16 protein-coding genes and 1 tRNA gene are annotated in these 16450 nt (G+C 66.6%); 6 read left to right on the top strand and 11 right to left on the bottom strand.

Annotated elements, in window-relative coordinates; translation table 11 throughout:
* Window positions 1-186: 186 nt before the first annotated feature.
* The 5 genes from U1737_RS14220 to U1737_RS14200 are packed head-to-tail and all read right to left on the bottom strand — an operon-like array spanning window position 187 to window position 7416.
* Window positions 187-2871: a valine--tRNA ligase gene (locus U1737_RS14220; RefSeq protein ID WP_332797224.1), complete on the bottom strand. Its 2685-nt coding sequence runs from the start codon at window positions 2869-2871 to the stop codon at window positions 187-189.
* Window positions 2872-2910: 39 nt separating this feature from the next.
* Window positions 2911-4524 carry a histidine kinase famiy protein gene (locus U1737_RS14215; RefSeq protein ID WP_332797223.1) on the bottom strand — a complete coding sequence of 538 codons (1614 nt, stop codon included), beginning with the start codon at window positions 4522-4524 and terminating at the stop codon, window positions 2911-2913.
* A gap of 54 nt (window positions 4525-4578) precedes the next feature.
* The gene (locus U1737_RS14210; protein ID WP_443027132.1) at window positions 4579-5169 is read right to left on the bottom strand and encodes a DUF2497 domain-containing protein; all 591 of its coding nucleotides are present in this window, start codon (window positions 5167-5169) and stop codon (window positions 4579-4581) included.
* A gap of 26 nt (window positions 5170-5195) precedes the next feature.
* Window positions 5196-6728: a TolC family outer membrane protein gene (locus U1737_RS14205; protein WP_443027131.1), complete on the bottom strand. Its 1533-nt coding sequence runs from the start codon at window positions 6726-6728 to the stop codon at window positions 5196-5198.
* A gap of 4 nt (window positions 6729-6732) precedes the next feature.
* The gene (locus U1737_RS14200; RefSeq protein WP_248523304.1) at window positions 6733-7416 is read right to left on the bottom strand and encodes a protein-L-isoaspartate O-methyltransferase family protein; all 684 of its coding nucleotides are present in this window, start codon (window positions 7414-7416) and stop codon (window positions 6733-6735) included.
* 431 nt (window positions 7417-7847) lie between these two features.
* Between U1737_RS14200 and U1737_RS14195 the strand changes: the two genes are divergently transcribed.
* Window positions 7848-7921: transfer RNA gene (locus U1737_RS14195), tRNA-Cys, on the top strand.
* A gap of 305 nt (window positions 7922-8226) precedes the next feature.
* On the opposite strand, the gene U1737_RS14190 is transcribed toward U1737_RS14195, so the two are convergent.
* The gene (locus U1737_RS14190) at window positions 8227-8655 is read right to left on the bottom strand and encodes a (deoxy)nucleoside triphosphate pyrophosphohydrolase (protein WP_248523081.1); all 429 of its coding nucleotides are present in this window, start codon (window positions 8653-8655) and stop codon (window positions 8227-8229) included.
* Window positions 8656-8704: 49 nt separating this feature from the next.
* Between U1737_RS14190 and U1737_RS14185 the strand changes: the two genes are divergently transcribed.
* Window positions 8705-8890, top strand: coding sequence for a Flp family type IVb pilin (locus U1737_RS14185; protein ID WP_443027130.1), 186 nt, complete (start codon window positions 8705-8707; stop codon window positions 8888-8890).
* Window positions 8891-9012: 122 nt separating this feature from the next.
* Window positions 9013-9177 carry a Flp family type IVb pilin gene (locus tag U1737_RS14180; protein ID WP_132897650.1) on the top strand — a complete coding sequence of 55 codons (165 nt, stop codon included), beginning with the start codon at window positions 9013-9015 and terminating at the stop codon, window positions 9175-9177.
* A gap of 98 nt (window positions 9178-9275) precedes the next feature.
* Here U1737_RS14180 and U1737_RS14175 read toward each other — a convergent pair whose 3' ends face one another.
* From U1737_RS14175 to U1737_RS14160, 4 genes are all read right to left on the bottom strand, one after another.
* Window positions 9276-10223 carry an acetyl-CoA carboxylase carboxyltransferase subunit alpha gene (locus U1737_RS14175; protein ID WP_332797221.1) on the bottom strand — a complete coding sequence of 316 codons (948 nt, stop codon included), beginning with the start codon at window positions 10221-10223 and terminating at the stop codon, window positions 9276-9278.
* A 31-nt stretch (window positions 10224-10254) separates the two neighbouring features.
* Window positions 10255-11109, bottom strand: a complete 855-nt coding sequence (locus tag U1737_RS14170) for a tyrosine-type recombinase/integrase (protein ID WP_443027136.1) — start codon at window positions 11107-11109, stop codon at window positions 10255-10257.
* Between the two features lie 64 nt (window positions 11110-11173).
* Window positions 11174-13015 (bottom strand): hypothetical protein, encoded by a 1842-nt coding sequence (locus U1737_RS14165; RefSeq protein WP_332797219.1) that lies wholly within the window; start codon window positions 13013-13015, stop codon window positions 11174-11176.
* The gene (locus U1737_RS14160) at window positions 12999-13133 is read right to left on the bottom strand and encodes a hypothetical protein (protein WP_332797218.1); all 135 of its coding nucleotides are present in this window, start codon (window positions 13131-13133) and stop codon (window positions 12999-13001) included. The genes U1737_RS14165 and U1737_RS14160 overlap by 17 nt, the downstream gene beginning before the upstream one ends.
* A gap of 92 nt (window positions 13134-13225) precedes the next feature.
* On the opposite strand from U1737_RS14160, the gene U1737_RS14155 reads away from it, so the two are divergent.
* From U1737_RS14155 to U1737_RS14145, 3 genes are read left to right on the top strand one after another with little or no spacing between them, the layout of a single operon-like run.
* The gene (locus U1737_RS14155) at window positions 13226-13789 is read left to right on the top strand and encodes a shikimate kinase (protein WP_132897648.1); all 564 of its coding nucleotides are present in this window, start codon (window positions 13226-13228) and stop codon (window positions 13787-13789) included.
* Window positions 13786-14886, top strand: a complete 1101-nt coding sequence (gene aroB / locus U1737_RS14150; protein WP_332797217.1) for a 3-dehydroquinate synthase — start codon at window positions 13786-13788, stop codon at window positions 14884-14886. The genes U1737_RS14155 and aroB overlap by 4 nt, the downstream gene beginning before the upstream one ends.
* Window positions 14886-15026: a DUF2256 domain-containing protein gene (locus U1737_RS14145; RefSeq protein WP_248523077.1), complete on the top strand. Its 141-nt coding sequence runs from the start codon at window positions 14886-14888 to the stop codon at window positions 15024-15026. The genes aroB and U1737_RS14145 overlap by 1 nt, the downstream gene beginning before the upstream one ends.
* A 10-nt stretch (window positions 15027-15036) precedes the next feature.
* On the opposite strand, the gene U1737_RS14140 is transcribed toward U1737_RS14145, so the two are convergent.
* Window positions 15037-16449 carry an amino acid permease gene (locus U1737_RS14140; RefSeq protein ID WP_248523076.1) on the bottom strand — a complete coding sequence of 471 codons (1413 nt, stop codon included), beginning with the start codon at window positions 16447-16449 and terminating at the stop codon, window positions 15037-15039.
* Window position 16450: the final 1 nt, after the last annotated feature.

The following is a 16450-nucleotide window of genomic DNA, read 5'->3' as shown; positions in this document are numbered from 1 at the left end:
CGGACGAACGGACGGATGGCCGATTGGACGTACGGGCGGATGGTTGGTTAGCGCGGGGCTCTGTCCAACCACGCATTCCCCTCCCGCTCGCGGGAGGGTCAGGGGAGGGCGCGACGTACGTACTGGCGTCCGGTTCTTGAGGCACGCCCCTCCCCCAACCCCTCCCGCAAGCGGGAGGGGAGCAGGTCAGCCCAGTCGTCCCAATGCTGCGTGCAACCGGGCGGCCTCGGCGGCCTTGTCGGCGTGGTCGGCCTTGGCCTTTTCCACCGCTTCGGGCTTGGCGCGTTCGACGAAGCTGGCGTTGCCGAGACGGCCGGACAGCGCATCGCGCTCCTTCTCCGCCGCCGCGATCGCCTTGGTCAGGCGCGCGCGTTCGGAGTCGAGGTCGATGACGCCTTCGAGGGGCAGGACGAAGGTCGCCTCGTCGACCACGACCTGCGCCGCGCCGCCGGTGGCTTCACCGTCCGCGTGCGTGACGCGGGCGAGACGGGCGAGCGCCGGCGCCTGGCGTTCGAGCCGCGCCAACGTCGCCGCATTCGCATCGCGGACGTGAAGCGGCAGGCGCGCGCCCGGCGGCACGTTCAGTTCGTTGCGCGCGGTGCGGATTTCCTGAACCAGCCGGATCAGCCAATCGACCTCCTTGCTCGCTTCCGGATCGAGCGACCGCGCATCCGCCATCGGCCACTGCGCGACGATCAGGTCGTGCTCGCGAGCGCCCATCGCGTGCCAGAGTTCCTCGGTGATGAACGGCATGAACGGATGCAGCAGGACCAGTATCTGGTCGAGCACCCAGCCCGCGACCGCCTTCGATTCGTCGTCGATCTGCCCGCGCTCGTCACCGACCATCTGCGGCTTGATCAGTTCGAGATACCAGTCGCAGAACCGGCTCCACGCGAACTGGTAGATCGCGTTGGCGGCACCGTCGAAGCGGTAGTCGGCGAGCGCGAGGTCGACCGTCTGGACCGTCGCGATCGTCTCGGCGATGATCCACTTGTTGACCGCGAGTTCCGCCCGCGGAGCCTCCAGCGTCGTACTGGCGACGATGCCGTTGGCCTGTGCGAACCTAGCCGCGTTCCACAGCTTGGTCGCGAAGTTGCGATAGCCCTCGACGCGCTTCTCATCCATCTTGATGTCGCGCCCCTGGCTCTCCATCGCCGCCATGAAGAAGCGCAGCGCGTCGGCGCCGTACTGGTCGATCAGCCCGAGCGGGTTGACGACGTTGCCCTTCGACTTCGACATCTTCGCGCCGTCCGCCGCTCGGACCAGGCCGTGGAGGTAGAGCGTGCGGAACGGCACGTCCTTCATGAAGTGCAGCCCCTGCATCATCATCCGCGCGTTCCAGAAGAACAGGATGTCGAAGCCGGAAATGAGCACGTCGTTCGGGTAGCGCCCGCCGAGCGTCGGATCGGATTCCTCCGGCCAACCCATCGTCGCAAACGGCCAGAGGGCGGACGAGAACCACGTGTCGAGCACGTCGGGATCGCGCGTGAGGCTTACGCCATCGCCGGCAAGAGCCTGCGCTTCCGCCTCGGTTTCTGCTACGTACGGCGTACCGTCTGGCGAGAACCACGCCGGGATCTGGTGCCCCCACCAAAGCTGGCGAGACACGCACCAGGGCTGGATGTTCTCCATCCAGTTGAAGAACGTCTTCTCCCACGTCTTCGGGACGATATCGATCGCGCCGGTCCGCACCGCCTCGATCGCCGGCTGCGCGAGCGTCTTCGCGTCGACATACCATTGGTCGGTCAGCCACGGCTCGATCACCACGCCCGAGCGGTCGCCATACGGGGTCTGGATCGTGCGCGGCTCGGCGTCGTGCTCTTCGCCGTCCTTGTCGACGTGCGGGATCAGAAAGCCCTCTGCCTTCAACCGCGAGACGACGGCCTTCCGCGCCTCCGCCGTCGTCAGCCCGAGCAGGTCGTCTGGGATCAGCCCGTCCGACACCTGTACGACGCGCGCCTTCGCATCGAGCATGTTGAGCATCGTGCCCGCGGCCATTCCGGCGCGCTTGCCGACCTCGAAATCGTTGAAATCATGCCCCGGCGTGATCTTCACCGCGCCCGATCCGAGTTCGGGATCGGCATGGTCGTCGGCGATGATCGGGATCAGGCGTCCGGTGATCGGCAGCTTCACCTGCTTGCCGATCAGATGCGTGTAGCGTGCGTCCGACGCGTTCACCGCGACCGCCATGTCGGCGAGCATCGTCTCGGGCCGCGTCGTCGCCACCTCGATCAAGCCCGACCCGTCGGCGAGCGGATAGCGGAGGTGCCAGAAACTCCCCTTGATCTCGCGCGTCTCGACTTCGAGGTCGCTGATCGCGGTGCCGAGGCCCGGGTCCCAATTCACCAGGCGCTTGTCGCGGTACAGGAGCCCCTCCTTGTGGAGGTCGACAAACACCTTCAGGACGGCCTTCGAAAAGCCCTCGTCCATCGTGAAGCGTTCGTTCGCCCAGTCCATCGAGCAGCCGAGCCGGCGAAGCTGCTGCGTGATCTCGCCGCCGCTCTCTTCCTTCCACGCCCAGACCTTCGCGACGAACGCCTCGCGCGTCAGGTCGGTGCGCTTCTGCGGCGGAGTCAGCGCGCCCATCTGGCGCTCGACCACCATCTGCGTCGCGATGCCGGCGTGATCGGTGCCGACCACCCAAAGCGCATCCTTGCCCTTAAGCCGCGCGTGGCGCGTCGAAATGTCCTGCAGCGTGTTGTCGAGCGCGTGGCCGATGTGCAGGCTGCCCGTGACGTTGGGCGGCGGGTTGACGATCGTCCACGGCTCGGCGTCCGGGCGATCGGGACGGAACTGGCCGCTCGCCTCCCAATGCGCATACCAGCGCGATTCGATGGAGGCCGGGTCGAAGGTTTTGGGAAGCTCGCTCATGCACGGAGCCTTAGCGAGCGTGTCCGGGCTAGGCCAGCCTCACGTCCGCGCGCCGGGCTTGTCGAGCACCTGGCGAATCCGCTCGTTCAATTCGTTGCGCCGATACGGCTTGCGGATCAGTTCGAACGACCGGCTGCCCTCGTCGATCGCCTCGTCCGCAAAGCCGGTCGTCAACAGCACGGCGGTGCGGGGATAATCGCGCCGTACCGACTGCGCCAAGGTGACGCCGTTCATCCCGCCGGGCATCAGGATGTCGGTGAACAGCAACGCAAAGTCCGAATCGCGCGCCAGCGTGTCGAGGGCCCCGCGCGCGCTGTTGACCAGCACGACGTCGTAACCGAGATCCTCCAGGATCGTGCGCCCGAGCTCGCCGACTTCCGCCTGATCCTCGACCATCAATACCCGCTCGGCGCCACCGGACCGCGGCGCGACGGGTACCGAAGGCTTGCGTTCGACCGCGCCACTCGCACGCGGGAAATACAGCGAGAACTCCGCCCCGCCATGGTCGCCATTTCGCACGGTAGCGAGGCCGCCCGACTGGCGCATGAAGCCGTAGACCATGGCCAGCCCAAGCCCGGCGCCCTTGCCCATTTCCTTGGTCGTGAAGAACGGCTCGAACAGCTTGTCGGCGGTAGCGAGGTCGATGCCCGGGCCGTCGTCGCAGATGCTGACGACGACATATTCGCCGGGTTCGAGCTTCGCGACGCTGGCGTCCTCGGGAAGCACCGCGTTGCGCGTCGCGATCGTGACCTTGCCCGTGCCGCCGGTCGCGTCGCGCGCATTCGAAACGATGTTCAGCAGCGCCATCTCGGCCTGGACCGGATCGACACGGCAGTTCCACAGGTTAGCGGCCAAATCGCGCTTGAGCGTAATGCCGGTGCCGATGCTGCGCTCCAGGATCGCACGGAAGTCGCCGATCAGCTGGTTGAGGTTCATCAACCGATCGCGCAATTCCTGCTTTCGCGCGAACGCGAGCAGTTGCTGCGTCAGCGTGGCCGCGCGCGAGGCCGAAGTCGAGATCGCGTCGACCGCGCGTCGGGCCGAGCGATCGTTCGCATCGATCCGCGCGTCGAGGATATCGGCATAGCCCTGGATGACCTGCAACAGATTGTTGAAGTCGTGCGCAATGCCGCCGGTCAGCTTGCCGACCGCCTCCATCTTCTGCGCCTCGTGCAGCGCTTCCTCGGCCTCGCGACGGCGCGAAATGTCGAGCTGGCTGGCGAAGAAATAGCGCAGCTCGCCATTTTCGGCGAAGACCGGCGACACGAACAGCGCGTTCCAGAACGTCGATCCGTTCTTGCGGTAGTTGAGCAGTTCGACCGCGACTTCCTCGCGCTTTTCGATCGCCACCCGGACCTCGGCGACTGCAGCCCGGTCCGTCTCGGGTCCCTGAAGGAAGCGGCAATTCTTGCCGAGGATCTCGTCCTGCGAATAGCCGCTCATGAACGAGAACGCCTCGTTGCAGAAGATGATCGGGTTGTCGTCGCGGTGCGGGTCGGTCACGACCATCGGCATCCGCGTGGTCTGTACGGCGGCAAAGAAGATGTCGCTGCCCGCGTCGGCCGGCGCGATATGATTGCTCGCCCTTGCCCCGACCGGAGCAACAGTCGGGGCATGCTGGGCTACCGGATTTCGCGTGCTCGGATCGGACATGGAAAGCGTAACCCCGGCGGAACCACGCTGGTTCCCGCTGGGACGACGCGGAGATTAAGGCTGCTGGTTCATGATCTTGGCGATTTCTCGCGCGACCATGTCCTCGACCATATGGGGCAGGTTCGCATCGATCCACTCGCGCAGCATAGGCCGCAGCATCTCGCGGACGAGCCCCTCGAGCGTACCGTCGCTGTTGGTGTCGGGTTTGATCATCATCCGCGTCAACGCTTCGAGCGGCGCGCGCGTTGCGGCGGCGGTTTCGCGCGACACGATCGACTCGGACGTCGCCTCCGCGGGCGGCGCATGGACCTGTGCCTGCGGCTTGGCTGCTGCCTGACGCGGTTCCGGCGCGGCATCGACCGACGTCAGTACCGGGGATTTCGGCGTGCGGGGTGTACGGTCGACCATCGGCATCGGATCGCTCAATTCGAGAATTTCATCGTCGTCGATCTCGTCGTCGAGATACGCGGCGTCCCGATAGGCGGGCTCCTGATAACCCTGGGCAGGCTCGACTGGTGCCGACATCGTCCGCGACGGACGGCGCGACCGGCCGGGCGTGTCGCCCTCTTCGGCGATGATGCGTTTGATCGACGAGAGGATTTCCTCCATCGACGGCTCGCCGTTCACGTCCCCCATCCGGACCATCCCAAACCCCGTAGCCGCGCGCACCCCTATTGGCGGCTCGGCGCCGCCATACCTGTCGTCAAGGCGGGGTTCCTGTCAACCGGCGTATCGAGCAGCGGGTCGCGTTGCGGCGCGACGCGCGCATCCTGTGCGGGCGATTGCGCTGTACGGGTCGCGACCGGCACCGGCTCGCCATCGCCGCCGAAATCCCAGATCTTGTGGCGGACGCGCTGATAATTGGCGACCGGATCGTACAGCACGCCGCCGTCGAGCCCGAGATCGCGCGCCTCGGCCTGCCCCATCGCCGCCAGCAACGCGAAGCCCGCGACATACGCGTCGCGTCGCGCGGTCACGAGAGTGACCTGGCTGTTGAGCAATTCCTGCTCGGCGTTGAGGATGTCGAGGATCGTGCGCGTGCCGACGCTGTTCTCGGCGCGGACGCCTTCTAGGCTCAGCTTGTTCGCGCTGACCGCGGTCTCGGACGACTGGATCACCTGTTCCGACGAACGCCAGACGGCGAAGGCGGATCGCGCCTGCGAGATCACGTTGCGTTCGGTCGCGGTGACGTTCTCGATCGCGCGGCTCTGGAACGCCTCGGCCTGGCGGACCTGCGCGGCGGGGCGTCCGCCTTGGAACAACGGCAGAGTCAGCGACAGCCCGGCCTGGACCGCCTTGTTCACGTTGGGAAACGTGTTGATGCTGCCGTCGGTCGTCGATGCCGAACCCAGATAGTTGGTGTAGCTTGCCCCGCCCACTGCACTGATCTGCGGCAGGCGGCTCGCGCGCGCGACACCGACATCGTAGCGGGTCGCATCGCGCTCCTTGGCGGCGGCGATCAGGACCGGGTTGTTCTCGATTGCGACGGTTACGGCCGAAGCAGGGCTGTCGGGCAGATGCGGCAGGGTCGGCGGCGTCTCGAGCGTACCGGCTGGCGTGCCGACGTACCGGATGTAATTCTCGCGGCTGGAGATCAGCTGCGCCTCCGCCGACTGGAGCTGCGCACGGGCAAGCGCGAGCCGCGCTTCGGACTGGGCAACGTCGGTACGGGTGAGATCGCCGACCTGGAAGCGATCCCGGCTGGCTTGCAGGTTGACGTCGAGGACGCGGACGTTTTGCGTGTTGAGTCCAACGATCGCCTCGTCCCGGATCACATCCATGTACGCCGCGACGACGTTGGTGAAGAGATCGGCCTCGGTGCCGCGCAGCGTAGCGCGGCCCGCCTCGACGCGCGTTTTGGCGGCGGCGACGGAATTGCGGACCTGCCCGCCCTGATACAGCGGCACCGACACGTTGGCGCGCGCCACGGCCTGCCGGGGCAAAGCGATAAAGCTGTTCGCCGCGGTCACGACGAATTCGGTATAGTCGCCGGTCGCATTCGCCGATGGCAAACCGGCGGCGCGCGCGATCGGCACGTTCTCGTCGGTCGCGCGCAACGTCGCGCGCTGGCCGGTGATGATCGGGTTGGTGGTGTAGGCCTTGGCCAGCGCCTCGCGAAGCGTCTCCGCACTTGCTGGTGCAGCGATATAGATCAGCGCAACACTCGCAAGCAAGCGGCGGCAACGAGCGGTGCGCAACATCATAGGCTCAGAACCTGAAAGGCTTGGGGGTTTCGAAACCGGGGAGCACGACGCACTCGACATCGACGAACGCGACAAGCGCGAAGCCGCCATCGGTCTTACGTCCCGACGCCAGCCGGGTGAGCCCGCGCTCGGCGATGCCGGCGGTCACGCGACCATCCGGGCGGACCTGCGCGATCAGCGCGTCGGGCACCGACTCGACCGCGCCGTCGACGATCAGCACGTCATACGGTGCCCCGGCAGCGTGACCGTCCTGCATCGGGCCCTCGACCAGTTCGACGTTGCCGACACCGGCAAGCGCAGTGCGCGCGATCGCCAGCAATGCGGGATCGCTTTCGACGGCGACGACCGACCCGACGATCTCGCTCAGTACCGCGGCGGTGTAGCCGGTGGCGGCGCCGATAAGCAGCACGCGGTCGGTCGCGGTCAGATACGCCTCGGTCAGCAGCCGGCCGGTCGCCATCGGCACGTTGACATGACGACCGCCACCGAGCGGGATAGCCGCGTCGCGATAGGCGATCGAGCGCACGCCCTCGGGCATGAACTGCTCGCGCGGCACCCGCGCCATCGCCGCAACGACACGCTGGTCGTTGACCGCGTTGGTCCGGAGCTGGCTCGCGACCATCGCGTGACGCATGGTCTCGAACGCCGAAGCGGGCGCCAAAATAGGGTTTTCGGTCTCGAGGCTCATCGTCGTCATAACCCATCCTGTCGCACAACTGTTTTAGTTGCGCAATACACTAGTTGTCGCGTCGATGTGTATCGCGCACCAGCGACCGCGCCAAGCCGGAGTTACGCTCAGCGGGTCCGAGATAGAACGATTTTGCGATGTAGACGCCCCGCCCGCCCGTGTGACACCGAAGATGTCGCGGGCGGGACGTCGAGGGCGCATGCGGAAGTCCACGGCACTACCTCTGCGCCGATTATTAGCAGCAAACGCCGCCCCCGTCGCCAAAAATGGGACATGGGTGGCTTTCGGACCATCGCAAAGCGGCTTGCCAACCTTCATTGTCCGTGCGCCGGACATCCTTCGCACGCTATCGGATCACGATAATTCGCGACATGCAGCACGTCACGGTTGACCGCGCGTACAAAACGAAGCATTTGCGCCGTCCGCATCGAGGCCCGATGGCGGAGTGGTGACGTAGAGGACTGCAAATCCTCGCACCCGGGTTCGATTCCCGGTCGGGCCTCCAACTTCTGCAGCGCCAGACCGCGGCATACCCGAGCAAATTGTACGATGGGCTTCATACGCCGACTGACCGCGCACGATTTCGGCGGTCATCGAGCAGGGTGTCGACGAGAAGACCGAAAACGGCTCGCTCGAGAAAAGGGAATATCTCGCGCGAGCCGCGGTCCAACGCCCGCGTGCGGTCTTGGGGACGCACGCTGGAGGTCGTGGTTTGCGACACGGGTCGCACCAGATCAAGCGCATAGTGTCCTACTCAAGGCGTGCCGGGCGCATGCAGTCGACATTGTCCGATTTCGGCACATTGTGCTGTCAGATCAAAGCGTCCAGCAATCCGATCAACGGACGATCAGCCGGTGGCATCGGCAAGGCATGCATCGCGCTGGGCCGCACCCACTGCAACGCCGTTGCCTCGAGCGCGCGCGGGACCCCCGTCCATTTCCGCGTGACGTATAATAAGAGCACGAGATGGCGATCCCCGAGCGGCGCGCTTGCAAAGGCCGCGGGGGCGAGGCAGGCCTGCGGTACCGCAATGCCAAGCTCTTCTTCAAGCTCGCGGATCAGCGCGCCCTCTGGCGTCTCGCCGGGTTCGATCTTGCCGCCGGGAAACTCCCAAAGTCCCGCAAGCGACTTACCCTCGGGACGTTGTTGAAGGAGCACGCGCCCCTCCAGATCGACCAGCGCGGCGGCAACGACCGGCAGGAGCGACGATGTGGTCGAACGGAGACGATCGTTGGTCATTCCTTAATTCACCTCGGTTATACTGTTGCTTATGAAGGCTGTACTCTCCGTGGCGACGATCGCCGGTCGAACGCTCTCGCGTTTTTTGCGCAACACTCGAGGCGCGACCGCGATCGAATATGGCTTGATCCTGGCCTTTGTCGTGATCGCGATGATCGTCGGTCTGACCGCCTTGGCCAACTCGACCACGGGTATGTGGAACACCGTCGACACCAAGGTCAGGACCGCTCGCTGACCCGAAAAAAACCGGGCCAGCTTAAGCCTTTCTCAACGCACGGCTCGTAATTCTTGGTCTGCTGACCCGGCCTGTCCGGTCCAGCCGGGTGACACTGAAGCAATCCAACCATGGAGACCGGAATGAAGACGATTCGCAAGTTTTTCAAGAATTCCAAGGGCGCGACCGCAATCGAGTACGGCCTGATCGCCGCACTGATCGCCGTTGCCGCGATCGCTGCCATGCAGGGCCTGGGCAACAGCCTGAACAAGACGTTCAACAACGTCGCGACCCAGCTCAACAAGTAAGCGTACCGCGATTCACATCGCGGCCGATCAGGGCGGCTGGACTACGGTCCAGCCGCCCTTTTCATTGGGCATTCACCTCAGTCGCTGCAGCGCAACGCTTAGAGTCGGCCCATCTTCAAGAACTTGGCTTGGCGATCCTTCCGCAGGTCGGCAGGCGCAAGCGTCACCAGATCGTCGAGCGCCGATGCCAAGGCATCGCCCAGCGCATCGATCGCCGCGACCCGGTCGCGGTGCGCGCCACCCAGCGGTTCGGCGACGATGTCGTCAATGACGCCGAACGCCTTCAGGTCCTGCGCGGTGATCCGCATCGCTTCGGCCGCCTCGGGTGCCTTATCGGCGGTACGCCACAGGATCGACGCGCAACCCTCGGGGCTGATCACCGAATAGACCGCATGTTCGAACATCAGCACGCGGTTGCCCGCGGCAAGCGCGACCGCGCCGCCCGAGCCGCCTTCACCGACGATCGCCGCGACGATCGGGACGCCCGCATTGAGGCAGGCTTCGGTCGAGCGGGCGATCGCTTCTGCTTGGCCGCGCTCTTCGGCCTGAATACCGGGAAACGCGCCGGAGGTATCGACCAGCGTGACGATCGGCAGGCCGAACCGGTTGGCGAGTTCCACCAGACGGATCGCCTTCCGGTAACCCTCCGGTTTGCCCATGCCGAAATTGTGACGCAGGCGGCTCGCAGTGTCGTCGCCCTTCTCGTGGCCGAGCACCATGATTTTCCGCCCGCGAAAGGTCGCGAAGCCGCCGATGATCGCCTGGTCGTCGCCGAACGCGCGGTCGCCGGCGAGCGGCACGAACTCGTCGAACAGCGCGGCGACGTAATCCTTGAAGTGCGGACGCTCGGGATGGCGCGCGACCTGCGTCTTCTGCCACGGGGTCAGCCGCGCGAAGGTGTCCTTCAGCAGCTTGTCGGACTTCGCCTGCAAGCGAGCGATGTCGGCGGCGAGGTCGACGCTGCCTTCGGCGGCGGTGTCGCGGAGTTCGTCGATCCGGCCCTGGAGTTCGGCGATCGGTTTCTCGAAGTCGAGGAAGCTTGGCATAGGCGGCGGTTACGGCGCGGGATCGCTCGCGTCAACGCGGCGGCAAGTCCGCCAGAGGGTGGCGGGTGTTGACGAGCTCGACGAGGCGGCTCGAATCGACGTGCGTGTAGATCTCCGTGGTGGCGATATCGGCATGGCCGAGCATCGATTGCAGCGCGCGCAGATCGGCGCCGCCTGCGAGTAAATGCGTGGCGAAAGCGTGACGCAGGACGTGCGGGCTGACGCGATCAGGCGGGATGCCGGCCTCGGCGGCGAGCGCCTTGACGAGCTGATACAGGCGGATGCGTGAGAGATGCCCCTTGCCCGAGGGGAACAGCCACAGGCGATCCGTCGCGACATGGGTTCGCCACACCGCCACCGCCGCGCGCGCGCGATCGGAAATCGGGACGAGCCGCTCGCGCCCCCCCTTGCCGCGCAGGATCAGGAACGGACGATCGGGGTGAACCGCATTGCGCGGCAGGCTGACGAGTTCGGTCGCGCGCAGGCCGGAGCCGTAGAGCAGCTCGAACAGCGCGGAGAGCCGCAGGTCGTTGGGGTCGAGCGGATCGCGCACGGCGCGCTCGGCGATCGCGGCGAACAATCGGTCGATATCGGCGTGGCTCAGCACTTTGGGCAAAGTGCGTGCGGTGCCGGGTCGCGGGAGTGCCTTGCCGGGATCGTCCGCGCGGTGACCTTCGTCGGCCAGGAACGCGAAGAAGCGGCGGAGCGAGGCGGACTTTCGTCCAACGGTCGAGCGGGACAGCGCCGACCAGCCACCGGCGAGCGTCGCGAGCGCATCCACATCCGCCTCGACCAACCGCCCTTCGAGCACCTGCGAAGCGAGCGTCAGGTCGCTGCGATACGCGGCGACGGTGTTGGGCGCCGCCCCCGTTTCCGCCGCCATCATCTCCAGAAACCGGTCGATCAGTGCGCGGTCGGTGGCGTGGGTCACGCCCGTGCGCCCGGCGTGATCACGCCCGCGCAATCGCCTCGGCAGCGATCATCCGCGCCTCGCCACCGAGCCCGACTGCGCGCAAGGCGCCGACGATCCGGTACAGCGCCTCGGGCGGGATGCCCTTCCAGTCGGGCGCCTGCATGCCGATAGCGGCGAGCACGACCACCGTACCAGCCTGCCCGTCGCGCGCGGCGCGATCGAGCGCACGCGTCCACGCATTGTCCGCGCCGATCCGGACGCCGAGCGATTGCGCGGCACGTTCGATGTCGCCCGAGTTGAGACGCCCTAGCCCTGCCAGCCCCGCGAACAACATGCGCTGCTTCAAGGCCGAATCACCTTCGCCGCCCGAATAGGAGGCGAGGTCGGAGTAGCTGAGGCGACGATATGCGTCGGGATCGCTGAGCATGATCATCGCCCATGCGTCCCCGCCAGCCGGAACGGTCCCAAGCCAGCGCGCCGCAGTGCGATCGAGCCCGGCGGACAGCATCGACGCGACCAGATGATCCGCCTCGTCCTTCGCCAGCGTCGGGTTCATCCGCGCCGCCGCCCGCGCGGTCAGCACGAGGCGCGCATAGGGCGGCTGCGTGGCCGCGCCGCCCCACAACTGGCGGAGCGCATTCAGCCGGGCATCGGGACTGCGATCGGCATAAGCGGTCTGCAAATCGTTCGCGGTCGCCGCCGCCGCACTCTGCGCATCGTCGTCGTTGGCGGTCGCCGCATACAGGTCGACCAGCGCCGCGCTGGAAAGCACGCCCTGCCCCGCCGCAGCCTCCGCAGGTGCCAGCCGAGCATTGAGTGGGACCGAAGGTGACAGTGCCTGCCAGTATCGCACCTGCGGGCCGGCACTCGCATAAAGCTCGTCGGGCACCGCGACACCGGTCGCCATCGCCAAGCCGAACCGCCATGCGGTAAGCTGGTCGACGCCGTCCCATTCTATCGTCACCGCCTGTCGCCCCTGCGCACCGGCCCCGACGACCTTCTGCGAGAGCAGCATGTCGACGCCGCTCGCAACGTTGCGGCGCTTGGCGGTCGCAATCAGCGGCGTCGCCTGCGCAGGGTTACCCGACAGCCCCGCGCACATCGCCTGCGCCATCGTCCAGCCCCGCGCCGGCGCATAGCGCATCGCACCGGGAACGAGCGGGCAGAACCCCGCCGGATCGCCCGTCGCCAGCGAGGCGTTCATCGCGACCTGATATAGTTTCGGCGTATAATTGTCGGTGTCGACGCTCTGCGTGACCGCCCGCGCCGCGACCGATTCACCCATCCGCAGCAACAGCCACGCGCGTTCGGCGGCGAAGTCCGCGCCGTTGGTGCGACTCGGCGTATCGACGCGCGACACCAGCGCACGTCGCAACAGGATCGACATCCAGCGCGACGGCAGCGGCGCAGTCAACCGCCGCATCAGCGTCTCGACATACTGGCCGTCCACGGCGCCGAACGCATCTGTATCGAGCCCGCCTTCGCTCGCCATAACCGGACCGACCGTCGCGAGCGAGCGACGCGCGGACTCCGGCATCTCGTACTGCGCTAGCACGGCCGGATCGATCACCGCCGGGGGTGCGACAGGCGGCACCAGGGGTGCGTCGCCCGGCGTCGTCGGCGGCAAAGGCTGGATCATCGCGCCCGGCTGTGCCGGTGCGGCGCTGGGCGGCGGGGTAGTCGGCTGCGATGGCCCCGTCGGGCGCGTTGGCTGCGTCCCCGCCGGAGTGGTCGGGCGCGGCGCAGGCGCGGGCGTCGGCTCGCCGAACCCCGGCGGAAGGATCGATTCAGGCCGGTCCTGCCCGATTGCGGGAGCAAGCGCGATCAAGGCGCCGACGGCAACGGCCGCCGTCAGGGACGCCTTAAGAGAGGTTCGCAAGCGTCACGGCCTTTTCGACGCGGCTCTGCGGGCGCTCGGTGACGCGCCCTGCCAGCAGGAACAGGCCGCCGACCACCACGACAAGAACGACGACGACCGAGACGATGAAACGGGACATACGACGTAACCTTGTAGTGGACGGGGTAGTGGACAAAACAGGCGCCAAGAGCTTTTGCCCTCGCGCGGTGCCGCTGTATAGCGCCCCTCACGATGTTGCAAAGCCACAACCCCTCAGGCGGGCCCGCAGGCGGCCCCGCCCCAGCCCCGATCGATCGACCGATCGTGCTCGTCGGGCTGATGGGCGTCGGCAAGACTACCGTAGGCCGCCGGCTCGCGTTGCGCATGAACCTGCCATTCGTCGACGCCGACCACGAGATCGAGGCGGCGTCGGGCATGACCGTAGCCGAGATCTTCGCCAAATACGGCGAGGAGTATTTCCGTGACGGCGAACGCCGGGTGATCGCGCGGCTGATCGACGGTACGCCGAAAATCATCGCGACCGGTGGCGGCGCGTTCATCAACGACGACACGCGGGCGCTGATCCTGCGCGACGCCATCTCCGTCTGGCTCAGTGCGCATCCCGACATCCTGGTCGAGCGCGTCGGGCGGCGCGATACGCGACCGCTGCTCCGCAACCGCGATCCGGGCAAAGTGCTCGCCGAACTGGCGCGCGTGCGCAACCCGATCTACGCGCAGGCGCATATCCATATCGTCAGCAACAAGACGCCGCACGAAGCGACCGTCGCCGCAATCCTGAGAGCGCTTGGCCGATGAAGACCGTTATTGTTGAGCTGGGTTCGCGGACCTATCCGATCCATATCGAAGCGGGGATTCTCGCACGGGCCGGCGAGTATCTCGCACCGCTCGCGAAGGGCCGCCGTGTAGCGATCGTCACCGACGAAAATTTGTTGCTGCATCTGGCGACGCTGCAGGCTTCGTTGAGCGCGGAGGGGATCGAGTCCGAGGCGATCGTCCTTGCGCCGGGCGAAGGCAGCAAGAGCTGGGCGACTCTGGAGACACTGTGCGACCGGCTGCTCGAACTCGGCGTCGAGCGCGGCGATCATGTCGTCGCGCTCGGCGGCGGTGTTATGGGCGATCTTGTCGGGTTCGCCTGCTCGATCATCAAGCGCGGGTGCAAGTTCGTGCAGATCCCGACGAGCCTGCTCGCGCAGGTCGACAGTTCGGTCGGCGGCAAGACCGCGATCAACACGAAGGCCGGCAAGAACTTGATCGGCGCGTTCCATCAGCCGGTGATGGTGTTGATCGATCCGCAGGTGCTCGACACGCTGCCGCTCCGCGAACTCCGCGCAGGCTATGCCGAGGTCGTGAAATACGGCCTGATCGACGACTTCGCGTTCTTCGAATGGTGCGAGGCGAATGGCGCCGCGTTGCTGGGCGGTGACATCGGCCTGCGCGAATACGCGATCGCCCACAGCGTGTCCGCAAAGGCGCGGATCGTCGCGGCGGACGAGCATGAGACCAACGGGACGCGGGCGCTGCTCAACCTCGGCCACACGTTCGGGCACGCGCTCGAGGCGGAGACCGGGTTCTCACAGGCGCTGATCCACGGCGAAGGCGTAGCAGCGGGCTGTGCGCTGGCGTTCGGCTTCTCGGCCTCACAGGGCATCTGCTCGGGCCAGGACGCCGCGCGCGTGGCGGCACATTGGCGCGATGTCGGTCTTCCCGACGGGCTCGCCGCGGCGAAGATCGGCGCGAGCGGTGCGCGGCTCGTCGATCACATGCGCCACGACAAGAAGATGGCGGCGGGCACGCTGCCGTTCCTGCTCGCGCGCGGCATCGGCCAGACCTATCTCGACAAGACCGTCGACCTCACCGATGTCGAAACCTTCCTCGACGCGCAGCCCCGCTGATGCCCAACGGTATCGCCAAGCAGAATTTGCCGACCAAGATCTGCCCGGCGTGCGAGCGCCCCTTCACCTGGCGGAAGAAATGGGCGCGCGACTGGGACAGCGTGATCTATTGCTCGGACGCGTGCCGCAAGAAGCGGTGACGCGCGCCGGTCAGACCGCGTGGGCCGGATTGCCGACGTCGCTCCTGCGCCGGCCATAGGCAAAATACAGCGCCAGCCCCGCCGCGTTCCAGATCACGAACCGAACCAGCGTCGAGGTTGGCAAACTCGCCAGCAGATACAGGCAACCCAGCACCGTCACCGCACCGACCGCATAGGCCGCCGGGCAGCGGAACAGGCGCGGCAGTTGCGGCGCGGTCCGGCGCAGCACCATCAGGCACACGCCGACCGAGATGAACGCGATCAGCGTGCCCGCATTGGCGAGTTCGGCGATCTCGTCGAGCCGGAAGAAGCCCGCGACCGCGGCGATCGACAGCCCGGTCAGCAGCGTGATCAGCGTCGGCGACCCCGTCCGCTTGCTGATCTTGGCGAGACCGCGCGGTAGCAGCCCGTCGCGCGCCATCACGAAGAAGATTCGGCTCTGCCCGTACATCATCACCAGGATCACCGACGGCAGCGCGATCACTGCGGCCAGCGCGATGATCTGCGCCGCGAATGGCTGGCTCAACTGGCGCAGCACGAGCGCGAGCGGCTCGGGCGAATTGGCGAGCTGCGTGAACGGCAGCGCGCCGATCGCGCTGACCGCGACGGCCATGTAGATCACCGTGCAGACCAGCATCGAGCCGACGATGCCGATCGTCAGGTCGCGCTTGGGGTTCTTGGTCTCCTCCGCCGAGGTCGCGACCGCGTCGAAGCCGTAGAACGCGAAGAACACGATCGCCGCCGCCGCCATCACGCCGCGCTTATGCCCGCCAAGCTCGGTGGAGCCGAAGCCGTAGGGCATGAACGGATGGAGATTGTCGGCCTTGAACGCGGGCGCCGCGTAGACGACGAAAATCGTCAGCGCGACCAGCTTGATCAGCACCAGCACGATGTTCAGCGTCGCGCTCTGCCGCGTGCCGAGGATCAGCATCCCCATCACCGCCAGCGACACCAGTACCGCGGGCATGTTGACGAGCCCGCCGCCATGCGGCCCGACCAGCAAGGCGTGGGGCAAATGGATCCCCGCCGCCTCGATCCAGCCGACCAGATAGCCCGACCAGCCGACCGCGACGGTCGAGCACGCCAGCGAATATTCGAGGATCAGGCTCCACCCGACCACCCAGGCGATCCCCTCGCCCAGCGCCGTATAGCTGAAGGTATAGGCGCTGCCCGCTGCCGGGATCAGCGTCGCGAGTTCGGTATAGGCGAGCGCCGCGCACGCGCAGATCACGCCGCAGATCACGAACGCGAGGATCACGCCCGGCCCTGCCCGCTCGGCACCGACGCCGACCAAAGTATAGATCCCGGTGCCGACGATCGCGCCCACCCCGAGCGCGATCAGATGCGGCCAGCTCAGCGTCTTGGCGAGGCTGTGTTCGCGGCTATGGGCTGACGATTCGAACGATTTACGCGGTCCAAACATA

This window comes from Sphingomonas fucosidasi, assembly GCF_036663855.1.
Classification (GTDB): Bacteria; Pseudomonadota; Alphaproteobacteria; order Sphingomonadales; family Sphingomonadaceae; genus Sphingomonas; species Sphingomonas faeni_B.
This window is presented reverse-complemented; position numbering and strand designations above follow the sequence as displayed.

Excerpts from the sequence above, each read along its gene's own strand:
- U1737_RS14220 (WP_332797224.1), bottom strand. The coding sequence starts at position 2,871 with ATGAGCGAGCTTCCCAAAACCTTCGACCCGGCCTCCATCGAATCGCGC.
- U1737_RS14215 (WP_332797223.1), bottom strand. The coding sequence starts at position 4,524 with ATGTCCGATCCGAGCACGCGAAATCCGGTAGCCCAGCATGCCCCGACT.
- U1737_RS14210 (WP_443027132.1), bottom strand. The coding sequence starts at position 5,169 with ATGGTCCGGATGGGGGACGTGAACGGCGAGCCGTCGATGGAGGAAATC.
- U1737_RS14205 (WP_443027131.1), bottom strand. The coding sequence starts at position 6,728 with ATGATGTTGCGCACCGCTCGTTGCCGCCGCTTGCTTGCGAGTGTTGCG.
- U1737_RS14200 (WP_248523304.1), bottom strand. The coding sequence starts at position 7,416 with ATGAGCCTCGAGACCGAAAACCCTATTTTGGCGCCCGCTTCGGCGTTC.
- U1737_RS14190 (WP_248523081.1), bottom strand. The coding sequence starts at position 8,655 with ATGACCAACGATCGTCTCCGTTCGACCACATCGTCGCTCCTGCCGGTC.
- U1737_RS14180 (WP_132897650.1), top strand. The coding sequence starts at position 9,013 with ATGAAGACGATTCGCAAGTTTTTCAAGAATTCCAAGGGCGCGACCGCA.
- U1737_RS14175 (WP_332797221.1), bottom strand. The coding sequence starts at position 10,223 with ATGCCAAGCTTCCTCGACTTCGAGAAACCGATCGCCGAACTCCAGGGC.
- U1737_RS14170 (WP_443027136.1), bottom strand. The coding sequence starts at position 11,109 with ATGATGGCGGCGGAAACGGGGGCGGCGCCCAACACCGTCGCCGCGTAT.
- U1737_RS14160 (WP_332797218.1), bottom strand. The coding sequence starts at position 13,133 with ATGTCCCGTTTCATCGTCTCGGTCGTCGTCGTTCTTGTCGTGGTGGTC.
- U1737_RS14155 (WP_132897648.1), top strand. The coding sequence starts at position 13,226 with ATGTTGCAAAGCCACAACCCCTCAGGCGGGCCCGCAGGCGGCCCCGCC.
- aroB (WP_332797217.1), top strand. The coding sequence starts at position 13,786 with ATGAAGACCGTTATTGTTGAGCTGGGTTCGCGGACCTATCCGATCCAT.
- U1737_RS14145 (WP_248523077.1), top strand. The coding sequence starts at position 14,886 with ATGCCCAACGGTATCGCCAAGCAGAATTTGCCGACCAAGATCTGCCCG.
- U1737_RS14140 (WP_248523076.1), bottom strand. The coding sequence starts at position 16,449 with ATGTTTGGACCGCGTAAATCGTTCGAATCGTCAGCCCATAGCCGCGAA.